This window comes from Microbacterium sp. NPDC055357 (assembly GCF_053644835.1).
The window spans coordinates 64,111-82,061 of sequence record NZ_JBSHLZ010000010.1 but is presented as its reverse complement, the minus strand read 5'-3'; the positions used below and the strand labels follow the sequence as shown (position 1 = coordinate 82,061).

At 68.2% G+C, this 17,951-nt stretch carries 14 protein-coding genes and 1 tRNA gene; 6 read left to right on the top strand and 9 right to left on the bottom strand.

Annotated features, from left to right (window positions below):
* Window positions 1–5: 5 nt before the first annotated feature.
* From ACWICD_RS12565 to ACWICD_RS12555, 3 genes are all read right to left on the bottom strand, one after another.
* Window positions 6–830, bottom strand: coding sequence for a DUF4397 domain-containing protein (locus tag ACWICD_RS12565; RefSeq protein WP_454140364.1), 825 nt, complete (start codon window positions 828–830; stop codon window positions 6–8).
* A 103-nt stretch (window positions 831–933) separates the two neighbouring features.
* The gene (locus tag ACWICD_RS12560) at window positions 934–2,487 is read right to left on the bottom strand and encodes an SDR family oxidoreductase (RefSeq protein ID WP_454140363.1); all 1,554 of its coding nucleotides are present in this window, start codon (window positions 2,485–2,487) and stop codon (window positions 934–936) included.
* Between the two features lie 70 nt (window positions 2,488–2,557).
* Window positions 2,558–4,570 (bottom strand): DUF262 domain-containing protein, encoded by a 2,013-nt coding sequence (locus ACWICD_RS12555; RefSeq protein ID WP_454140362.1) that lies wholly within the window; start codon window positions 4,568–4,570, stop codon window positions 2,558–2,560.
* Window positions 4,571–4,785: 215 nt separating this feature from the next.
* Between ACWICD_RS12555 and ACWICD_RS12550 the strand changes: the two genes are divergently transcribed.
* Together ACWICD_RS12550 and ACWICD_RS12545 are read left to right on the top strand one after the other, a co-directional pair.
* A complete protein-coding gene (locus ACWICD_RS12550) occupies window positions 4,786–5,559 on the top strand; it encodes a hypothetical protein (protein WP_376125688.1) in 774 nt (257 codons plus the stop codon).
* 183 nt (window positions 5,560–5,742) lie between these two features.
* A complete protein-coding gene (locus ACWICD_RS12545; RefSeq protein ID WP_376125691.1) occupies window positions 5,743–6,246 on the top strand; it encodes a DUF3145 domain-containing protein in 504 nt (167 codons plus the stop codon).
* A gap of 130 nt (window positions 6,247–6,376) precedes the next feature.
* On the opposite strand, the gene ACWICD_RS12540 is transcribed toward ACWICD_RS12545, so the two are convergent.
* From ACWICD_RS12540 to aceE, 6 genes are all read right to left on the bottom strand, one after another.
* Window positions 6,377–7,615 carry a beta-ketoacyl-[acyl-carrier-protein] synthase family protein gene (locus ACWICD_RS12540; protein ID WP_454140361.1) on the bottom strand — a complete coding sequence of 413 codons (1,239 nt, stop codon included), beginning with the start codon at window positions 7,613–7,615 and terminating at the stop codon, window positions 6,377–6,379.
* A gap of 59 nt (window positions 7,616–7,674) precedes the next feature.
* Window positions 7,675–7,923: an acyl carrier protein gene (locus ACWICD_RS12535; RefSeq protein WP_039399213.1), complete on the bottom strand. Its 249-nt coding sequence runs from the start codon at window positions 7,921–7,923 to the stop codon at window positions 7,675–7,677.
* A gap of 71 nt (window positions 7,924–7,994) precedes the next feature.
* A complete protein-coding gene (locus ACWICD_RS12530) occupies window positions 7,995–8,996 on the bottom strand; it encodes a beta-ketoacyl-ACP synthase III (protein ID WP_454140360.1) in 1,002 nt (333 codons plus the stop codon).
* A complete protein-coding gene (locus ACWICD_RS12525; RefSeq protein WP_454140359.1) occupies window positions 8,993–9,907 on the bottom strand; it encodes an ACP S-malonyltransferase in 915 nt (304 codons plus the stop codon). Before ACWICD_RS12525 ends, ACWICD_RS12530 begins: the two co-directional genes overlap by 4 nt.
* A 97-nt stretch (window positions 9,908–10,004) precedes the next feature.
* Entirely contained in the window at window positions 10,005–11,216 is a 1,212-nt protein-coding gene (locus ACWICD_RS12520; protein ID WP_376125703.1) for a PucR family transcriptional regulator, read from the bottom strand.
* A gap of 8 nt (window positions 11,217–11,224) precedes the next feature.
* Window positions 11,225–13,954: a pyruvate dehydrogenase (acetyl-transferring), homodimeric type gene (gene aceE, locus ACWICD_RS12515; RefSeq protein WP_454140358.1), complete on the bottom strand. Its 2,730-nt coding sequence runs from the start codon at window positions 13,952–13,954 to the stop codon at window positions 11,225–11,227.
* A 153-nt stretch (window positions 13,955–14,107) separates the two neighbouring features.
* Here aceE and ACWICD_RS12510 point away from each other — a divergent pair.
* From ACWICD_RS12510 to ACWICD_RS12495, 4 genes are all read left to right on the top strand, one after another.
* Window positions 14,108–14,180, top strand: a tRNA-Val gene (locus ACWICD_RS12510).
* Between the two features lie 337 nt (window positions 14,181–14,517).
* Entirely contained in the window at window positions 14,518–15,297 is a 780-nt protein-coding gene (locus tag ACWICD_RS12505) for a hypothetical protein (protein WP_454140357.1), read from the top strand.
* A 535-nt stretch (window positions 15,298–15,832) separates the two neighbouring features.
* Window positions 15,833–17,179, top strand: coding sequence for a magnesium transporter (mgtE, locus tag ACWICD_RS12500; RefSeq protein ID WP_376125709.1), 1,347 nt, complete (start codon window positions 15,833–15,835; stop codon window positions 17,177–17,179).
* A 37-nt stretch (window positions 17,180–17,216) separates the two neighbouring features.
* Window positions 17,217–17,948: a zinc ribbon domain-containing protein gene (locus ACWICD_RS12495; protein ID WP_454140356.1), complete on the top strand. Its 732-nt coding sequence runs from the start codon at window positions 17,217–17,219 to the stop codon at window positions 17,946–17,948.
* Window positions 17,949–17,951 lie beyond the last annotated feature (3 nt).

Sequence of the window (17,951 nt, the reverse complement as noted above, 5' to 3'; positions counted from 1 at the left end):
GCTCATCAGCGGCCCGCCTGCTGACGCGTGCGCATGGTGACGACGGCTCCGGCAGCGATCACGATCGCGCCGATCGCCGCGATCCAGCCGACGCTCGCCGCGGTGTCACGAGCGGCGAGGTAGCCGGCCGAACCCGACGGCACGCCGTCCGGGGTGGAGTGCAGACCCGAGATCGTCTGCGAGGCCAGTGCGAGGTTGCCGTCTTCGGCGCTGCCCCAGGCGTAGACGATCGTGAGGACGCCTTCCTGGATCTGCACGTCGGCCGGGCCGATGACGGGGTCCGTCGTGCCGGTGAGCGCGACGGCTGCCGGCACGGTCCCGGCGGCGAGGTTGAGCGTGGCCTCGTCGGGGTTCGAGAGGTCTTCGATGACGGGGCTGCCGCCCGCGAGGACGTCCACGGCCGGCGCCGCGGCGACGTGGCGGACCGTGAGGCGACCTTCGCCGGCTGCGGTGGTGGCGGTGTCGTTCGTGAAGAGGTTCAGCCCCGGGTCACCGGCCTCGGTGAGGTGGGCGACGGCGGTGTAGTTGTCTCCCGCTGCGAGCGTGATCGTGGCGGGACCGAGCACCGGTGAGCTGGCGTCTGCGGCATCCGGCGCGGTGAGGGCGACCTCGTAGTCTCCGGCAGGAAGGTCGAGCGGCCCGGCGAGATCACCCGGCTGGAAGTCATCGAGCGTGAGCTCACCGTTCACATAGACGTCCACCGGCGTCGCGGGAATGCCGTGCAGCACCGAGAGCTGGGCGGAATCGGCGGTGGATGCCGTGGCGGGGATTGCGAGGCCGAGGGCCGCGATGATGCCGACGGTGACGCCGGCAGCTGCTGTCTTTCGCACTGTCTTCCTCCTTATGAGAAGGCGGTGATTTCCGCCTGTGAAAGTGCTTTCTCCTCGAACAGCAGTTTTGGATGCACCTGAATGGAACTTTCTGGAAGAATTTTCACGGCGTCCCCTCTCGCGCGCCTCGACGCGGCGTCGTGTCCGCCTCGGCGGCTGCCGTGATGTGGTTGGCCATGCCCCGGAAGATCACGCCATGGAAGGGCAGGACAGCCAGCCAGTACACCCGGCCGGCCAGGCCGCGGGGAAAGAAGATGGCGCGCTGTCGGTAGCGGGACCCGTCGTCTTCGGCGCTCGCCCGCATCTCGAGCCACGCTTCGCCGGGCACCCTCATCTCGGCCCGCAGGCGCAACAGCGAACCGTGCTCGACGGCTTCGACCCGCCAGAAATCCAGCGCGTCGCCGACCTGCAGACGAGACTGGCTGCGTCGACCCCGTGCGAGTCCGACGCCGCCGACGAGCTTGTCGAGCCATCCCCGCAAAGCCCACAGCACCGGGCTCGAATACCAGCCGTTCGCGCCGCCGATTCCCGAGATGACCCGCCACAGCGAGTCGACCGGGGCGCTGGAGGTCGCCGACCGCTCATCGAGGTGGGCCGTGCGCCCCGCCCGTTCGGGGTCACTCGGCAGCAGATCTCCGGGCGCTGTCAGGACTCCCGCATCCTGCCAACTCGTCTCCACACCGTCCTCACCCAGCCGCCGCAGCGCCAGGCGCACGGCCTGACGATACGGCGTCAAGCCGCCCTCGGGCGGGGGGATGACCGCGTCGATGCGGTGGTCCGCCATGACGCAGTCGTTCTGCAGGGACTCCACGAGTGGCCGCGCCAGCGCCCGCGGAATAGGTGTGACGAGGTTCACCCAGTGCGAAGCCAGACGTGGAGTGAGCACCGGCAGCGCGGCGATCGCACGCTGCGGCAGGCCCGCTTCGACCGCGTAGCCGTTCATCATCTGGCCGTAGCGCAGGACGTCGGGGCCGCCGATGTCGAACTGGCCGCTCACGGGGGTCGGAAGCCGGGCGGCGCTCAGCAGGTAGTGCAGCACGTCGCGGACGGCGATCGGCTGGATTCGGTTGCGCACCCAACGCGGAGCAGGCATGTACGGCAGCACGTCGGTGAGGTGGCGCACCATCTCGAACGACGCGGAGCCGGAGCCGATCACGGTTCCCGCCTGAAGAACGAGCGTCGGCACCCCACTGGCCCGCAGGATCTCGCCCACCTCGACCCGCGAGCGAAGGTGCGGCGAGAGGTCTGCCGCCGGATGCAGGCCGCCCAGGTACACCAGCTGTCCGACCCCCTCCTCGGCGGCCGCGGTGGCGACGGTTCGCGCGATGACCCGGTCGGTTTCCTCGAAGTCACGGCCGGCTCCGAGCGAATGCACGAGGTGGAACGCGACGTCGGCTCCTCGCATCGCGCGCGAGACGGCCGGGCGGTCTTGCGCGGCACCCTCGATGACCTCGACGTCAGCGCCCCACGGGAAGGCGAGGGCGCGCTCCCGAGAGCGCGCAAGGACGCGCACGCGGTACCCGGCGTTGAGGAGGCGGGGCACGAGTCGACCACCGATGTAGCCGGTGGCTCCCAGCACGAGGACGAGCGGGGGCGGAGTACGGCCGTCAGGCGCGCGAAGGTGACGTTCTCGGCCGGAGGGTGACGAAAGATCCATGGTGATCCATTGGTTGATTGCTAGCCAGGCTAGCTATCTCGCCCTCGAATCACCACCGCACGCGCGGTCGCTACATCGCGGCAGCGATATAGGAGTATTTGACGAATACCTCGTGAGCGATGCCCGCCTCCTCGAGGACGCCCTGCACCGCTGTGAGCATGTACTTCGAATCCCACCCCATGTACAGGTGGGTGTCGTCGTCGAGCTGGTCCCACTGTCCGTTCCACGAACGGGTCGGATAGAGGGGGCCGCCGCGGCGGGCGCTGAAGGCGATGACGCTCTCGCGGGAGTCGGCCCACAGCCGCTTGAAGACGCGGTTGAACAGGTACTTCACGTCGTGCACTTCCCAGTGCTCTCCGCGGTACTCGGTGTAGTCGAACTCGCGCTCCCAGCCGCGCGGCCAGCCGCGTCTGCGGACGGCGTCGAGGATCGGCGTGAGACCGTCGTCGTCGATGAGCACCGAGGCGGGCCGCGCCCAGATCTCGAGGAACAGGGCGCCGAGCCGCGCGGTGCGCGCCGTTATCGCAGCGGTGTCCCAGGATGCCTCGTGGGCGAGGGCGCGAGTGTCGTCGATGCCGCTCGCGCGATAGAGCTCGCGCTTGGCCGGGAAGTCGCGATCCAGCGCGCGCTCCGCGAGCGGCTCCTCGAGCAGTGCGAGGTTGCCGAGGGTCTGCGCGAGGGCGCGGTGACTGTTCTGCTCGTCTTCGGAGTACTCCGCCCATGTGCGGGCGCCGTCGCCCGTCCACGCATCCGAGGGGGACAGCGGGAAGAGATGCTCGACGTCGAGTGCGTGCGCAGACGAGATGCCGGCGATTCTGCCGAGGACATAGTGGGCGTGAGGAAGATCGCCGTACTTCAGCGCGACGCGCACCCGCTCGTCCGAGGGCGTGATGCGAGCGATGGCGTGCACGAGCGCCTGCGCACTCTCGTCGCGCGCACGGCAGAGCCGCGCGACGAGGCGTTCGTTCGGGAGGCCCACGATCGTGCGACGCAGCAGGAGCGCCTGCATGTGCTCGAGGGTTGCCAGCAGGTCGGAGCGTTCAGCCTGTCCCGTACTCGCGTCGCGGTAGGCGCGCAGGATCAGGGGATAGGCGATGCGGCCGAAGGTGTTGATGTAGGTCAGGTGGCGCGAGACCTCGGGGTCTTCCTCGAGCGAGGGGTCGAGGAACGTCCGATAGATCTCGGAGTGCGCCCGCCACTGCTCGGCATGCGTGCGCAGGGTCGCGACGTCGATGCGCGGGAACTCCTCGCGAAACGCGCTGTAGACGCCGTGCTCACCGGCGACGGCGACCTCACGACCCGTGAGCATGATGAGGTAGTGGCGCCAGAAGGCGCCGATCGCCGAGCCGGTGTTCTGCTCGATCGGCACCCAGTAGTCCTGCTCGATCTCGGTCTGCTCGTCGTGCGTCAACCCCATCAGCACGTAGTTGTGGATGAGCTCGTGGTCTCGCAGCGGCTCACCCGTCGAATTGAGGCTCGCGAAGATCTGCTGGGCGTTCGCGCCCGCCCCGAGAGTGATCGCGACGTGCTCGAGTCGCTGCAGACCGCGCCAGATGCTCGGCGCTTCACCCGGACTGATCTGGCTGCGGAAGAAGGCGTAGTTGTCGTCGAAGCGCGAGTCGCGCTCACCGATGTCGGTCGAGCGACGGTCCAGGACGACGTCTTGGAAGACACCGGCCCACGCGCGGTGCGGGCGCAGCTTCGTGCGGGTCGGATCGTCGGCGCGCACGAGCACCGCCTGGAGTTCGGCGGCGAGATCCGGGTCGCTCTCGGCGATCGTGTGGTGCAGCGCCGCGACGAGCAGCATGAGCGTCGTGACGCGCTGCTGGCCGTCGATCAGCACGAGGTCGGCGGTATCGCCGGCGGAATCGGCGTCGACCGACGAGAGGATCGATCCGATGAAGTGCATCGTGCGCGACTCGGAGTCGGCGACGGCCCGGATGTCGGCGAGCAGCTGCTCGCACCCGCCGATATCCCAGCGGTACTGCCGCTGATAGACGGGGACGACGATCGTGGTGTCCGGTGCCGAGAGCCACGCGATGGTGTTGACCGCGGTCGCATCGATGTTCGTGGCTGTGGCCATCACGTCGCTTCGTCTCCTGCTCGTCGGCTGTGCAGCATCCGCGGAAGAATCGTCGCGGCCCCGCCGCCGTCGAGTTTAGCCCGGCGCCGCCAGTGCGACTCGGAGGACCCACCCTCCCGCTTGTCCTCCGGGAATCACGCAGATCGCGGAGGTAGGCTTGCCTAAGTTGGGCCTGTTAAAACGTGCTGGCCCCCTACGAAAGGCTGATCCACCTCATGGGTTACATCACCTCCGCCGCTCTCGAAGAGACCGGCTACGTCGTCCTCGACAGCTACAACCAAGAGCTCGACCCCAAGGAATGGCTCGACATCGAGTACAACGATTGGAAGTCCTCGGGCGACACGCGCTTCGCGCCGCTCGCGAGCGCGTTCGGAGAGATCGAATGCAACGGCTTCTGGAACCACAAGCCGCCGCGCACCGACAAGGACGGCGTCTGGATCGACTCGCAGGTGGCCAAGGCGCCCAACCTCGCCCGTCGCGCGCAGGAGCCCGGTGCCAACGTCGGTCGCTGCCGCGTCATCGAACTGCAGCCGACCCCGTACGGGGAGTGCCTCTACAACCTGCACCAGGACGACAACAACCGTCTCAACCCCGACGGCACGGGCTGGGTCGTCCGCGGGTTCTTCAACCTGACCGACGACGCGACCAGCTACTTCGTCCTGCGTGAGAACCGCACCGACCCCGAGGGCGAAGTGCGCATCGCGCTGCCGGCCGGCGCGCAGCTGATCGTGGACACGCAGCGCCTGTGGCACGCGGCCACGCACAACGGCGACGAGCCGCGATACTGCCTCATCACCTCGTGGACCTCGGGGCCCGAACTCGACGCCTACATCGAGAAGTACAACGGCGTGAACCGCGTCGACAACGTCGAGGTCCCGCAGGACGTGCTCGAGGCCGGCTACGCCGAGCAGGCGCGAAAGGATGCCGCGCGCGCGGCCTACTACGCCGCGAAGGGCCAAGCCATGCGCAATGTCATGAGCGAGGCCTGAGTTCTCGTCTCTGCGATGCCCCCGACCGCCTTCTGGTCGGGGGCATCGCTCATGACACGCCGAAATGACACGGTTGTCATTCCGGCGTCGTTCGGGTGATAATGACCACAGCACAACAGAACAAGCCACGATGAACCGAGTCAGGTCGTAGGGGAAGACGCACCTGACGAAACGGAGAACATCATGGCGACACCGCAGGCGCGTGGAGTGGTTCTCATCCACTCTGCGCCACGAGCGTTGTGCCCCCACCTCGAGTGGGCAGTCGGTCGCGCCCTCGGGCGCGCCGTCAACTTCGAATGGAGCGACCAGCCCGTTCTCGAGGGCAGTCGTCGGGCCGAGTTCTACTGGGACGGCACGGCCGGCACGGGGGCTGCGCTGGCGACCGCGATCCGCGGGTGGGAGCACCTGCGTTTCGAGGTGACCGAAGACCCCACTCCGCGCAGCGACGGCGGCCGGTGGATGCACACCCCCGGCCTCGGCATCCATTACGCCCAGACCGACTCCGCCGGCAACGTCGTGATCGGCGAGGATCGCATCCGGTACGCGATGGAACTCGCCATCGGCGACGCGCAGGAGCTGCAGCGAGAACTTCAGATCGCGCTGGGCTCGGCGTGGGACGACGAACTGGAACCCTTCCGGCACGCCAGCGACGACGCACCGGTCGTGTGGCTGCACAAGGTGGGGTGAGATGTGGGCGGCGGCGAGGCGCGACTACCGGAAGCCGGTGACGTGACCCGGTGCTGAGAAGGCGAATCGCCTCCGCCCGATATGAGAAACGCCCCCGTGATCCATCGATCGCGGGGGCGTTCTCGCGCGCTCAGGCAGAAGCGAAGGCGACGACCGCGTTGTGACCGCCGAAGCCGAACGAGTTGCTGATCGCCAGCTGGTCGCCGTCGCCCAGGGGCGTCGGCGTCCCGGACAGCCGGAACGGCACCTCGGGATCCTGTTCGGTCAGGTTGATCGTGGGGGGAGCGGTGCGGTCGCGCAGCGCCAGCACCGTGAAGATCGCCTCGAGAGCTCCCGTGCCGCCGAGCAGGTGACCCGTCGAGGCCTTCGTCGCCGAGACCGGGATCTCATCGACACGGTCGCCGAAGACGCTGCGCAGCGCCTGATACTCGTTCGGGTCGCCCACGGGGGTCGACGTCGCGTGCGCGTTGACATGCGTCACATCGTCGGGGGCGGCATCCGCCATCTCCAGTGCCATCCGCACGGCGCGTGCCGCGCCCGCGCCCTCGGGGTCGTTCGCCGTGATGTGGTACGAGTCCGCTGTCACGCCCCCGCCGACGACGGCGCCGTAGATCTTGGCGCCACGAGCCTTGGCATGCTCTTCGGTCTCGAGGATGAGCACGCCGGCGCCTTCGCCCATGACGAACCCGTCACGGTCGATGCTGCCGGGCCGGGATGCCGTGGCGGGCGAGTCGTTGCGCCGCGAGAGGGCCTGCATCGACGCGAACGAGGCGATCGTGATCGGGTGGATGGCGGATTCGGTGCCGCCCGCGATCACGACGTCGGCCAGCCCTGCGCGCAGATGCTCGACGGCGTTGACGATCGATTCCGTGCTCGACGCGCACGCGCTGGCCACCGTGCGCGCGTAGGCGCGTGCACCGAAGTGGAGCGAGAGGTTTCCCGCGGCCGCGTTGGGCATGAGCATCGGCACCGTCATCGGCATGACCCGGCGCGGTCCCTTCTCACGAAGCGTGTCCCAAGCGTCCAGCAGCGTCCAGACGCCGCCGATGCCCGTCGCGAAGTCGACACCGAGACGCTCCGGGTCGACTTCGGGACTGCCGGCGTCAGCCCATGCCTCGAGTGCGGCGACGAGCGCGAACTGCGACGACGGGTCGAGCCGCTTGGCCATCGGACGCTCGAGGACCGTGTCGGGGCGCACGAGCGCCTCGGCCGCGAAGGTGACCGGCAGCTGGTACTGCTCGACCCACTCGTGCTCGAGGGAGCGGGCTCCCGAGACGCCGGAGAGCAAGGCGGACCAGCTTTCGGGTGCCGTGCCGCCGAGGGGCGACGACGCTCCGATGCCGGTGACGACGATGCGTGACATGGTCATAGAGGGATGTTCCTCGCAAATTGATCCGGTGGGGGCCGAGGCCCCCACCGGTGATCGTGCTACGCCTGGTTCGACGTAATGAAGGTGACGGCGTCGCCGACGGTCTTGAGGTTCTTGACCTCGTCGTCGGGGATCGTGACGCCGAACTTCTCTTCCGCGTTGACGACGATCGTCATCATGGAGATCGAGTCGATGTCGAGGTCATCGGTGAACGACTTCTCGAGGGCGACCTCATCGGCCGAGATTCCCGTCTCGTCCGTGATGAGCTCAGCGAGCCCGGCGAGGACCTCGTCGTTGGTGAGTGCCATGGTTTCTCCTGTTGTTTCGGGATTCGCGGACCGGCCGGCCCGGATTCAGTTTAGAGCGGGGGCCGCTCGCGTCACGGAAGCACGACGACCTGCGCGCCGAACACGAGGCCGGCGCCGAAGCCGATCTGCAGAGCGAGTCCGCCGCTGAGTTCGGGATGCTCCTCGAGCAGACGATGCGTCGCGAGAGGAATGGACGCGGCCGACGTGTTTCCGGTCGTCTCGATGTCGCGACCGACGACGACGCTCTCGGGCAGCTTCAGCTGCTTGGCGAACTCGTCGATGATGCGCATGTTTGCTTGGTGGGGAACGAAAGCGGCGAGATCGGATGCCTCGATCCCGGCGGCATCGAGTGCTTGGCGGGCGACCTTGACCATCTCCCACACCGCCCACCGGAACACGGTCGGCCCCTCTTGACGGAGCGTGGGCCACGGCACTTCGCCGTCGCGGAACTGCGTCAGCGTGGCGTTCATGGTGACGGCATCCGCTTTCGAGCCATCCGATCCCCACACCGTCGGACCGATGCCGGGCGTGTCGCTGGGTCCGATCACGACGGCGCCGGCGCCGTCGCCGAGGAGGAACGAGATGCTCCGGTCCGTCGGGTCGACGACGTCGCTCAGCTTCTCGACGCCGACGACGACGGCGTAGTTCGCGAGGCCGCCGCGGATCAGCGCATCGCCCTGCGCGACGCCGTAGGCGAAGCCCGCGCACGCGGCGTTCAGGTCGTAGGCCGCCGCGGGGTTGGCTCCGATGCGATCGGCGACGATCGCCGACACGGACGGCGTCTGCCGGGGGTTCGAGATGGTCGCGACGAGCACGGCGTCGATCTGGGCCGGGTCGATGCCCGAGCGCTCGACCGCCTCACGCGCGGCATCCGTCGCCATCTCGATGGCAGTCGTCTCCTTGACGGCCCGCGTGCGTGTCACGATGCCCGTGCGCTGGCGGATCCATTCGTCGCTCGAATCGATCGGGCCGATGAGATCCTCGTTCGGCACGGAGATCTCACCGCGTGCGGCGCCGTACGCGTAGATGCGCGTGTGGGCCGGTCCGGTCTGCTGGACGATCGTGCGGGTCATGCGTTGCCTCCTGAGAGCAGGGCGACGGCGGCGTCGAGGTCACCGGGGGTCTTGAGCGCTACCGTCGGCGTGCCGCGCAGTGCGCGCTTGGCGAGCCCGACGAGGGTGCCGGCGGGAGCGAGTTCGATGATGCCGGCAGCGCCCGCGTCGCCGAAGGCCTGCATGCAGAGGTCCCAGCGCACGGGAGAGGCGACCTGGTCGACGAGCAGGCGGGTGAAGTCCGATCCCGCCGCGACCGCGGATCCGTCGTGGTTGGTCCACACGGTGCGGGCGGGATCCGTCGCGTCGACGCCCTCGATCGCAGAGCGCAACGCCTCGACGGCCGGTGCCATGTAGCGGGTGTGGAATGCGCCGGCGACCTGAAGTGGAATGACGCGCGTGCTGGCGGGCGGCTCGGCAGCGAGGGCGGCGAGAGCGTCGAGCGCACCGGCTGCCACGATCTGGCCGCCGCCGTTGTAGTTGGCGGGGGTCAGATCGAGTTCGTCGAGGCGGGCGACGACGGTCGCCTGGTCGCCTCCGATCACGGCGCTCATCCCGGTCTGCTCGAGCGCGGCGGCCTCAGCCATGGCGCGGCCTCTGATGCCGACGAGGCGCAGGGCGTCTTCTTCCGAGAGGATGCCGGCGGCGGCGGCGGCCGCGAATTCACCGACGGAGTGCCCCGCGAAGCCGTGGATGCCGTCCGTCGCGCCGAGCGCGGACCAGGACAGCAGGCTCGCCGCGACGATGAGCGGCTGCGCGACGCGCGTGTCACGGATGCGATCGGCGTCCCACTCCGTCCCGGCGGCGATGAGGTCGACCTCGGCCCATTCGGAATACGCGGCCAGACGGGCGGCGGCGCCGTCGAGCTCGAGCCATGGAGCCAGGAAACCGGGGGACTGAGAGCCTTGACCGGGGAAGACCGCAATGATCACTTACTCATCCTGCCAATCATCGTTGAGGCGGATCTGGCGAGTCTCGCACAAGAATCCCGCGATGGTTTGTGTGCGTCGTACAGATCGTCGACGCCGGTCATGAGGCCGTGCGTCGGGCTGCGGGGCGTCGGCGCACCGAATCCGAGCCGATCGAACCGAGAATGAGCGAGGTCTGGAGGATGAGGGCCTCGCGCGGGCCCGTTGCGTCCCAGCCGATCACTTCGGAGACGCGTTTGAGTCGGTACCGCACCGTGTTGGGGTGCACGAACAGCTCGCGGGCGGTCGCTTCGAGCGAGCGACCGTTGTCGAGATAGCTCCACAGGGTCGCGACGAGATCGGGGCTGTGTGCCTGCAGGGGACGGTAGATGCGCTCGACGAGGGTGATCTTGGCCAGCGGGTCGCCCGCGAGGGCGCGCTCGGGCAGCAGATCGTCGGCCTCCACGGGCCGGGGCGCATGCCGCCAGGCGCGCGCGACGGCGAATCCCGCAAGCGCTGCGCGGGCGCTCTGGCTCGCGTCGACGAGCGCCGGCACGGTCGGCCCGAGCACGAGGTGTCCGGGACCGAATCCGGGCTCCAGGCGTTTCGCGATCTCGACGAACGGCAGATCCATGGGGACGTCCTCACGGCCCGCGGCATCCGCTCTTCCCACGACCAGCACGAGGCGCGAGCCCTGCACGCCGATCAGCACGTCGATGCCGAGTTTGCGCGCGACGCGGCGCAGCTGATCGACATCGAGCTGCGGGGGAGTCGTGCCCACGAGCACGGCGACCTCGCCGTGACCGTGCCAACCCAGAGCCGCGATCCGGCTGGGCAGTTCCTCATCGGCCTCGCCCGTGAGGATCGAGTCGACGACGAGCGCCTCGAGCCGCGCATCCCACAGCCCGCGCGCCTCGGCGGCTCGCGCGTACACGTCGGCGGCGGCGAAGGCGACATCGCGCGAGTAGAGCAGGATCGCCTCGCGCAGATGCTCGCCCTTGCCCGCGACGCGCTCCTCGGTGACACCGACCGTGACGCGGATGAGCTGCAGCGTCTGCTGCAGGCTGACGCTGCGCAGCAGCTCACGCGGCGCGGCGGCGAAGATGTCCGCCGCGATCCACGGCGTCGACGTCGGGTCCTCGTACCACTGGATGAACGCCGTGATCCCGGCTTGCGCGACGAGTCCGACGGCAGACCGCCGCGCGGGCGGCATGTCGGCGTACCAGGGCAGGGTGTCATCGAGGCGCTGGATCGTCGCGGTCGCGAGATCGCCCGAGATGCGCCGCAGCCAGGCGAGCGTCTCGGTCTTGTCTCCTTCTTCGGAGGCGGCCATCGCGCGGGTCAGCTCTCGCCGCCCGCGTTTCCGCTCGTGCCCGCGTTGACGTCGTGCAGACGGTACTTCTCGATCGCCTGCGCCGCGAGCGACGCGTCGACCGTGCCTTCGGCCGCGAGGGCCTGCAGGGTGCGGACGACCATCGAGGGCCCGTCGATCTTGAAGTAGCGACGCGCCGCCGCACGCGTGTCCGAGAAGCCGAATCCGTCGGCGCCGAGCGTCCAGTAGTTGTGCTCGACCCAGGGTCGGATCTGGTCCTGCACGGCGTTCATGAAGTCGCTCACAGCGACGACGGGGCCGGGCGTGCCGCGCAGCTTGTCGGTGATGTACGCCGTCTTCGGCTCGTCGGCGGGATGCAGGAAGTTGTGCTCGTCGACGGCGAGGCCGTCTCGACGCAGCTCGGTCCACGACGTGACCGACCAGACGTCGGCGTGGACGCCCCAGTCCTCGCGCAGCAGTTCCTGCGCCTCGAGCGCCCACGGCACGCCGACACCCGACGCCAGCAGCTGCGCGCGGGGCCCGTCGCCCTCGGACGACGAGATGCGGTGGATGCCGCGGCGGATGCCTTCGACATCGACGCCTTCGGGCTCGGCGGGCTGCACGAGCGGCTCGTTGTACACCGTGAGGTAGTACATGACGTTGGGATCCGGGTGCGCGCCGCCGTACATGCGCTCGAGTCCGTCGCGCACGATGTGCGCGATCTCGTAGCCGTAGGCGGGGTCGTACGACACCGTCGCGGGGTTGGTCGAGGCGAGCAGGTGCGAGTGCCCGTCCGCGTGCTGCAGGCCTTCACCCGTCAGGGTCGTGCGCCCGGCCGTCGCGCCGATGATGAAGCCGCGCGCCATCTGGTCGCCGGCTGCCCACTGCGCGTCACCGGTGCGCTGGAAGCCGAACATCGAATAGAAGACGTAGACGGGGATGAGCGGCTCGCCGTGCGTCGAGTACGAGGTGCCCGTCGCGGTGAACGCGGCGACCGCACCGGCCTCGTTGATGCCGACGTGCATGATCTGCCCCTGCGGGCTCTCCTTGTAGGCCAGGAGCAGCTCGCGGTCGACCGAGGTGTAGTTCTGGCCGTGCGGGTTGTAGATCTTGGCGGTGGGGAAGTACGCGTCCATGCCGAACGTACGGGCCTCATCGGGGACGATCGGCACGATGCGGTGTCCGAAGTCCTTCGAGCGCAGCAGGTCCTTCAGCAGACGCACGAACGCCATCGTCGTGGCGATCTCCTGCGTGCCCGAGCCCTTCTTCGGCAGCGCGTACGCCTCGTCTCCCGGCAGCTGGAGGCCCACGTGGTGCGTGCGGCGCTCCGGCAGGAATCCGCCGAGTTCGCGACGACGCTCGCGCAGGTACTGGATCGTCTCGTCCTGCTCGCCGGGGTTGTAGTAGGGCGGCAGGTACGGGTTCTCTTCGAGCTGCTCGTCCGAGATCGGGATGCGCATCGAGTCGCGGAACTGCTTGAGGTCCTCGAGCGTCATCTTCTTCATCTGGTGGGTCGCGTTCCGACCCTCGAAGTGGTGGCCGAGACCGTAGCCCTTGATGGTCTTGGCGAGGATGACGGTCGGCTGCCCCTTGTGCTCGGTCGCGGACTTGTAGGCGGCGTACACCTTGCGGTAGTCGAGCCCGCCGCGGCGCAGCTTGCCCCAGATGTCCTCGTCGGACCAGTCCTTCACGAGAGCGGCCGTGCGCTCGTCGCGCCCGAAGAAGTGGTCGCGGATGAACGCACCGTCTTCGGCGCGGTAGGTCTGGTAGTCGCCGTCGGGCGTCGTGTTCATGAGACGGACGAGGGCACCGTCGGCGTCCTGCGAGAGCAGTTCGTCCCATCCGCTGCCCCAGACGACCTTGATGACGTTCCAGCCGGCACCGCGGAAGAAGCTCTCGAGCTCCTGGATGATCTTGCCGTTTCCGCGCACCGGACCGTCGAGGCGCTGCAGGTTGCAGTTCACGACGAACGTGAGGTTGTCGAGCCCCTCGTTCGCGGCGACCTGCAGCTGACCGCGGCTTTCGACCTCGTCCATCTCGCCGTCGCCGAGGAACGCCCAGACGTGCGAATCCGACACGTCTTTGATGCCGCGGTTCGTGAGGTACTTGTTGGTCATCGCCTGAAAGATGGCGTTGATGGGGCCGAGGCCCATCGAGACGGTGGGGAACTGCCAGTAGTCGCCCATGAGCCGCGGGTGCGGGTAGGAGGGGATGCCGTGCGGCGCCCGCGACTTCTCCTGGCGGAACCCGTCGAGCTGCGCTTCGGTGAGGCGTCCTTCGAGGAACGAACGCGCGTAGATGCCGGGGGAGGCGTGGCCCTGGATGAAGATCTGGTCTCCGCCGCTCGGGTGATCCAGTCCGCGGAAGAAGTGGTTGAATCCGACTTCGTACAGCGACGCCGACGACGCGTAGGTCGAGATGTGGCCACCGACCCCGATGCCGGGGCGCTGCGCGCGATGCACCGTGACGGCGGCGTTCCACCGGATCCACCGACGGTAGCGCCGCTCGAGCTCTTCGTCGCCGGGGAACTCCGGCTCATTGTCCGGAGCGATCGTGTTGATGTAGTCCGTCGTGGGGACCTGCGGCACGTTGAGCTGCAGTTCACGCGAGGTGTGCAGCAGGCTGAGCATGATCTCGCGACCACGTCCGTGCCCCTTGGCCTGCACGAGCTGCTGAAGGGACTCCTGCCACTCCGAGGTTTCCTCGGGGTCGCTGTCCTGCGGCTCCTGGGAGTAGGGGTCCTGGTCGTTGACAGTCACGCGAGACCTTTCGTCGTTCTGGCAGGTCATGCCAGGTATTCGCTACTGATGGACGCACGACGTTGTCGCTCGTGCACAATCACCGTCTCTCAGCCTAGCGCGGTTGGGGTGCGCGGAGCCGGGGGATGCGTGCACCCTAGAATCGACGAGCAAGGGCCTTTAGCTCAGCTGGTAGAGCGCCACGTTTACACCGTGGATGTCGTCGGTTCGATCCCGGCAGGGCCCACGTCAAGCAGGTCAAGACTGGTGCTCGGAAGATTCCGCGGCTCGGGCGAAGCGACCGCGACGGCGGGGGTTCGTGCCGTGATGATTCGGTGGTGCGTAGGTCGGCCCCGTGCGGGAATGCGCTGGCCAATCGATATCGAACGGCTCCGCTCTCGCGGCGCCGTTCTCATCTCGGACTGGACCATGCCATCCGTGCGCGGCTACCGGTCGCCAGCCGACGAATAACGAAACGGCAACTTGGCGAATGCGTGTCGGACCTCTCTGCCAGGGTGCTTCCTATGACTCAACCACAGCCACCCTCAGCGCCTGCGTCTGCCGCAGTGCCCCCCACACCTCAAATGCCCGGTAAGCAGAAGAACATCGTCGGCCTGGTCGCGTTGATTGCCGCCGTTGTCGGCTTCATCTTCGCCTGCATTCCCGGTGCGCTCATCGTCGGCTGGATCCTTCTCCCCATCGCGTTTGTCCTCGCTATCGTGTCCCTCTTCATGAAGGGGCCCAAGTGGCCCGGGATCATTGGCCTCGTCGTCGCGATCGTCGGCACGGTAGTCGGCTTCATCGTCTTCTTCTTCGTCGTCGCCAATGCCGCCAGCGAAGCGTTCGGCAGCGGTGACACGACTGTGGTCGAATCCTCCCAGGAACCCGTCGCTGAAGAAGCGACCGCTGAAGAAGAGCCCGCCGCTGCCGAGCAGGGAACACGAGAGAACCCCTACCCCCTTGGCACTACCGTCACGAGCGACGACTGGGAAGTCACGATCAACAGCGTGACGCTCGCTGCCACCGACACCGTCATCGCCGCGAACGACGTCTGGAACGAAGCGCCTGACGAGGGCACTGAGTACATCATCGTCAACTACACCGCCACCTATGTCGGCGACGACGCGGACGGTGAGATGGCCGCGTTCGTCGGCGTCGAGTACGTGACGGCATCCGGTACGACCGTCAGCGGCCTCGACAAGATCGTTGTAGCACCCGACCCGGTGCTCGACACCATGAGCACGCTCTACAACGGAGGAAGTGTCACGGGGAATACTGCGATGCAGGTGCCCACGCCGCCGGACGGTGTCCTCGCAGTCCGACCTGGCATGCTCGCGGACAAGGTCTTCTACGCGATCCAGTAGTCATGTTCACCACTTGACGGAGCCCCCGATGCGTCGGGGGCTCCGTCGTCCCGATGGAATGCGGCCACTCCGCCACGTCGACAGGTGACCGTACCGACGACGAAGGACCTGCGCTGCATCCCGAGCAATATCTGAAGATTGCGCTGTTGCGGATCACCGTGACAGCAAGGCACGGCGCTACCAGGTAGTCGATCAAACCGGACGATCCCGTCACGCCTCCGGTTCTGTTTGTCTCCTCCGCACCTGGCGTGCGTCATCGGCGCAATGGATGGCCCGATGGTGCTTCCTGGGGACCGACGTTTCTCACAGCTTCGAAGCCAGGCATGGTGCGTCGGACACGTGCGCGAGCCAGGTCAGCGCGTGTCTCTGCACGGCCCGCGAGCTCCCTGGCCGCCCGAACGCGGTCTCGTGGAGGGGCGGCCAGGAGGGGAATAGTTTTCACCCCAAAACGCAGGGACCACACAGTGGGATGTCGTCGGTTCGATCCCGGCAGGGCCCACCGACATTCCCGCGGCGGTTCTGCGATGATGCGGCAATGGATGACGAGTTCGAAGAGCTGCGTTCGAGGATCGAACCGGTGCTGCGCGATCGTGACCTCGCGGGCCTGGGCGGGCTCCTCGCCGAGCAGGATGCGCACGAGATCGCGCGTCTGCTCGAACGCGAAGACGCCGCCGACCGCGCCGTGCTCTATCGACTGCTGCCCCGGGCGAAGGCCCTCGAAGTCTTCGAGCTGCTCGACAACGGCATCCGTGCGGAGCTGTTCCGGGGACTCCGCGATGAGGACGTCACGCGCGTCTTCGAAGAACTCGATCCCGATGATCGGGCCCAGCTCATCGACGAGCTCCCCGCGGGCGTCGCGCAGAAGCTCATGAGCGGGCTGTCGGCGCGTGAGCGCGAGCTCACCGCGCCCATGCTCGGCTACCCGGGCGGCAGCATCGGTCGCTTCATGAGCACGGAGTACGTGCGCCTGCAGCCCCAGCTCACGGTCGGCGATGCCCTGAGCCACGTCCGACACCGGGGGCGCGATGCCGAGACGGTCTACACCCTGCCCGTCACCGACGCCGAGCGGCGCGTGCTCGGTGTCGTGGGCCTGCGCGACCTCGTGATGGGCCCGTCCGACACGCTCATCTCGGACCTCATGACCGATGCCCGTCACGTGCACGCGAGCGACGATGCTGAAATCGCCGCGCGCTCGCTCGTCGACGCGCAACTGCTCGCAGCACCCGTCGTCGACGGCGAGGACCGGCTGCTCGGCATCCTCACCGTCGATGACGCCGCGCGCATCCTCGAGCGGGCAGAAGACGAGGATGCCGCCCGGCAGGGTGCATCCGAACCGCTCGGCCGCCCGTACCTCACGACACCCGTGCTCGGCATCGTGCGCTCGCGCGTCGTCTGGCTTCTCGCCCTGGCGGTGTCGGCCCTGCTGACAGTCGGCGTGATCGACGTCTTCGAAGCGACGCTCGAGCAGGTCGTGACGCTCGCCCTGTTCATTCCGCTCCTCACCGGCACGGCCGGCAACACGGGCGCGCAGGCGGCGACCACGGTGACGCGCGCTCTGGCCGTCGGCGAAGTGTCCACGCGGGACGTGCTCGCCGTCGCCTGGCGCGAAGTGCGTGTCGGCGCGCTGTTGGGCGGCATGCTCGGCGTGCTGGGATTCGCAATCGCGGGTCTCGTCTTCGGTGCGGCCCTGGGCCTCGTGATCGGTGCGACGCTCTTCGCGATCTGCACGCTCGCGGCGACGGTCGGCGGCATCATGCCGATGCTGGCGCGCACGCTGCGGGCCGACCCTGCCGTCTTCAGCACACCGTTCATCTCGACGTTCTGCGATGCGACGAGCCTCATCATCTACTTCCTGGTGGCGACCTGGGTCCTGCAGCTCTGACCCGCGAGGCGCCGATCGGGCGGGGTAGGTTTGAGGTGTGAATGCCAGCCCCGCAGACCAGCGTCGCCTCTTGGATCTCGCCGACCTCGACGTCCGCATCCGCCAGTCCGAGAACCTGCGCCGCAATCCGCCGCAGGCGGCGCGTGTGAAGGAGCTGATCGCCCGTCGGCAGGAACTGTCTCAAGAGCTCACGACCCGCCTCGGCGTCCGCGACGACGTGCGCACCGAGATCTCGCGGCTGGAGTCCGATGTCGCCATCGTCGACGCGCGGGCCGCACGCGACTCCGAACGGCTCGGGGCGACGTCGAACGTGAAAGAGGCGCAGGGTTTCGAGAGCGAGCTGCAGGCGCTCGCCCGCCGCAAGAGCGAGCTCGAGGACGCCGAACTCGAAGCGATGGAACGTCTCGAGCAGGCCGACGCCGCCGTCGCGGAACAAGAGGGCCTGATCGATGCGACCAACGCCGAGGGTGCCGAGCTGAGTGCCGAGGCCAAGCGGGTCGTCGCCGAGGCAACGGCCGCGTTCGATGCCGCGACGCGCGATCGCGCCGCGGTCGCCGGCGATGTCCCGGCAGAGCTCCTCGCCCACTACGAACGGCTGGCCTCTCGCGGGATCGGTGCGGCACTCGTGCACGCGCGCACGTGCGAAGGATGCCGCATGGTGCTCTCCGGCACGGATCTGCAGACCCTGCGCACCGCGCCCGATGACGCCGTTCTCACCTGCCCCGAGTGCGGCTGCATCCTCGTGCGCACGGAGGAATCCGGCCTGTGAGCA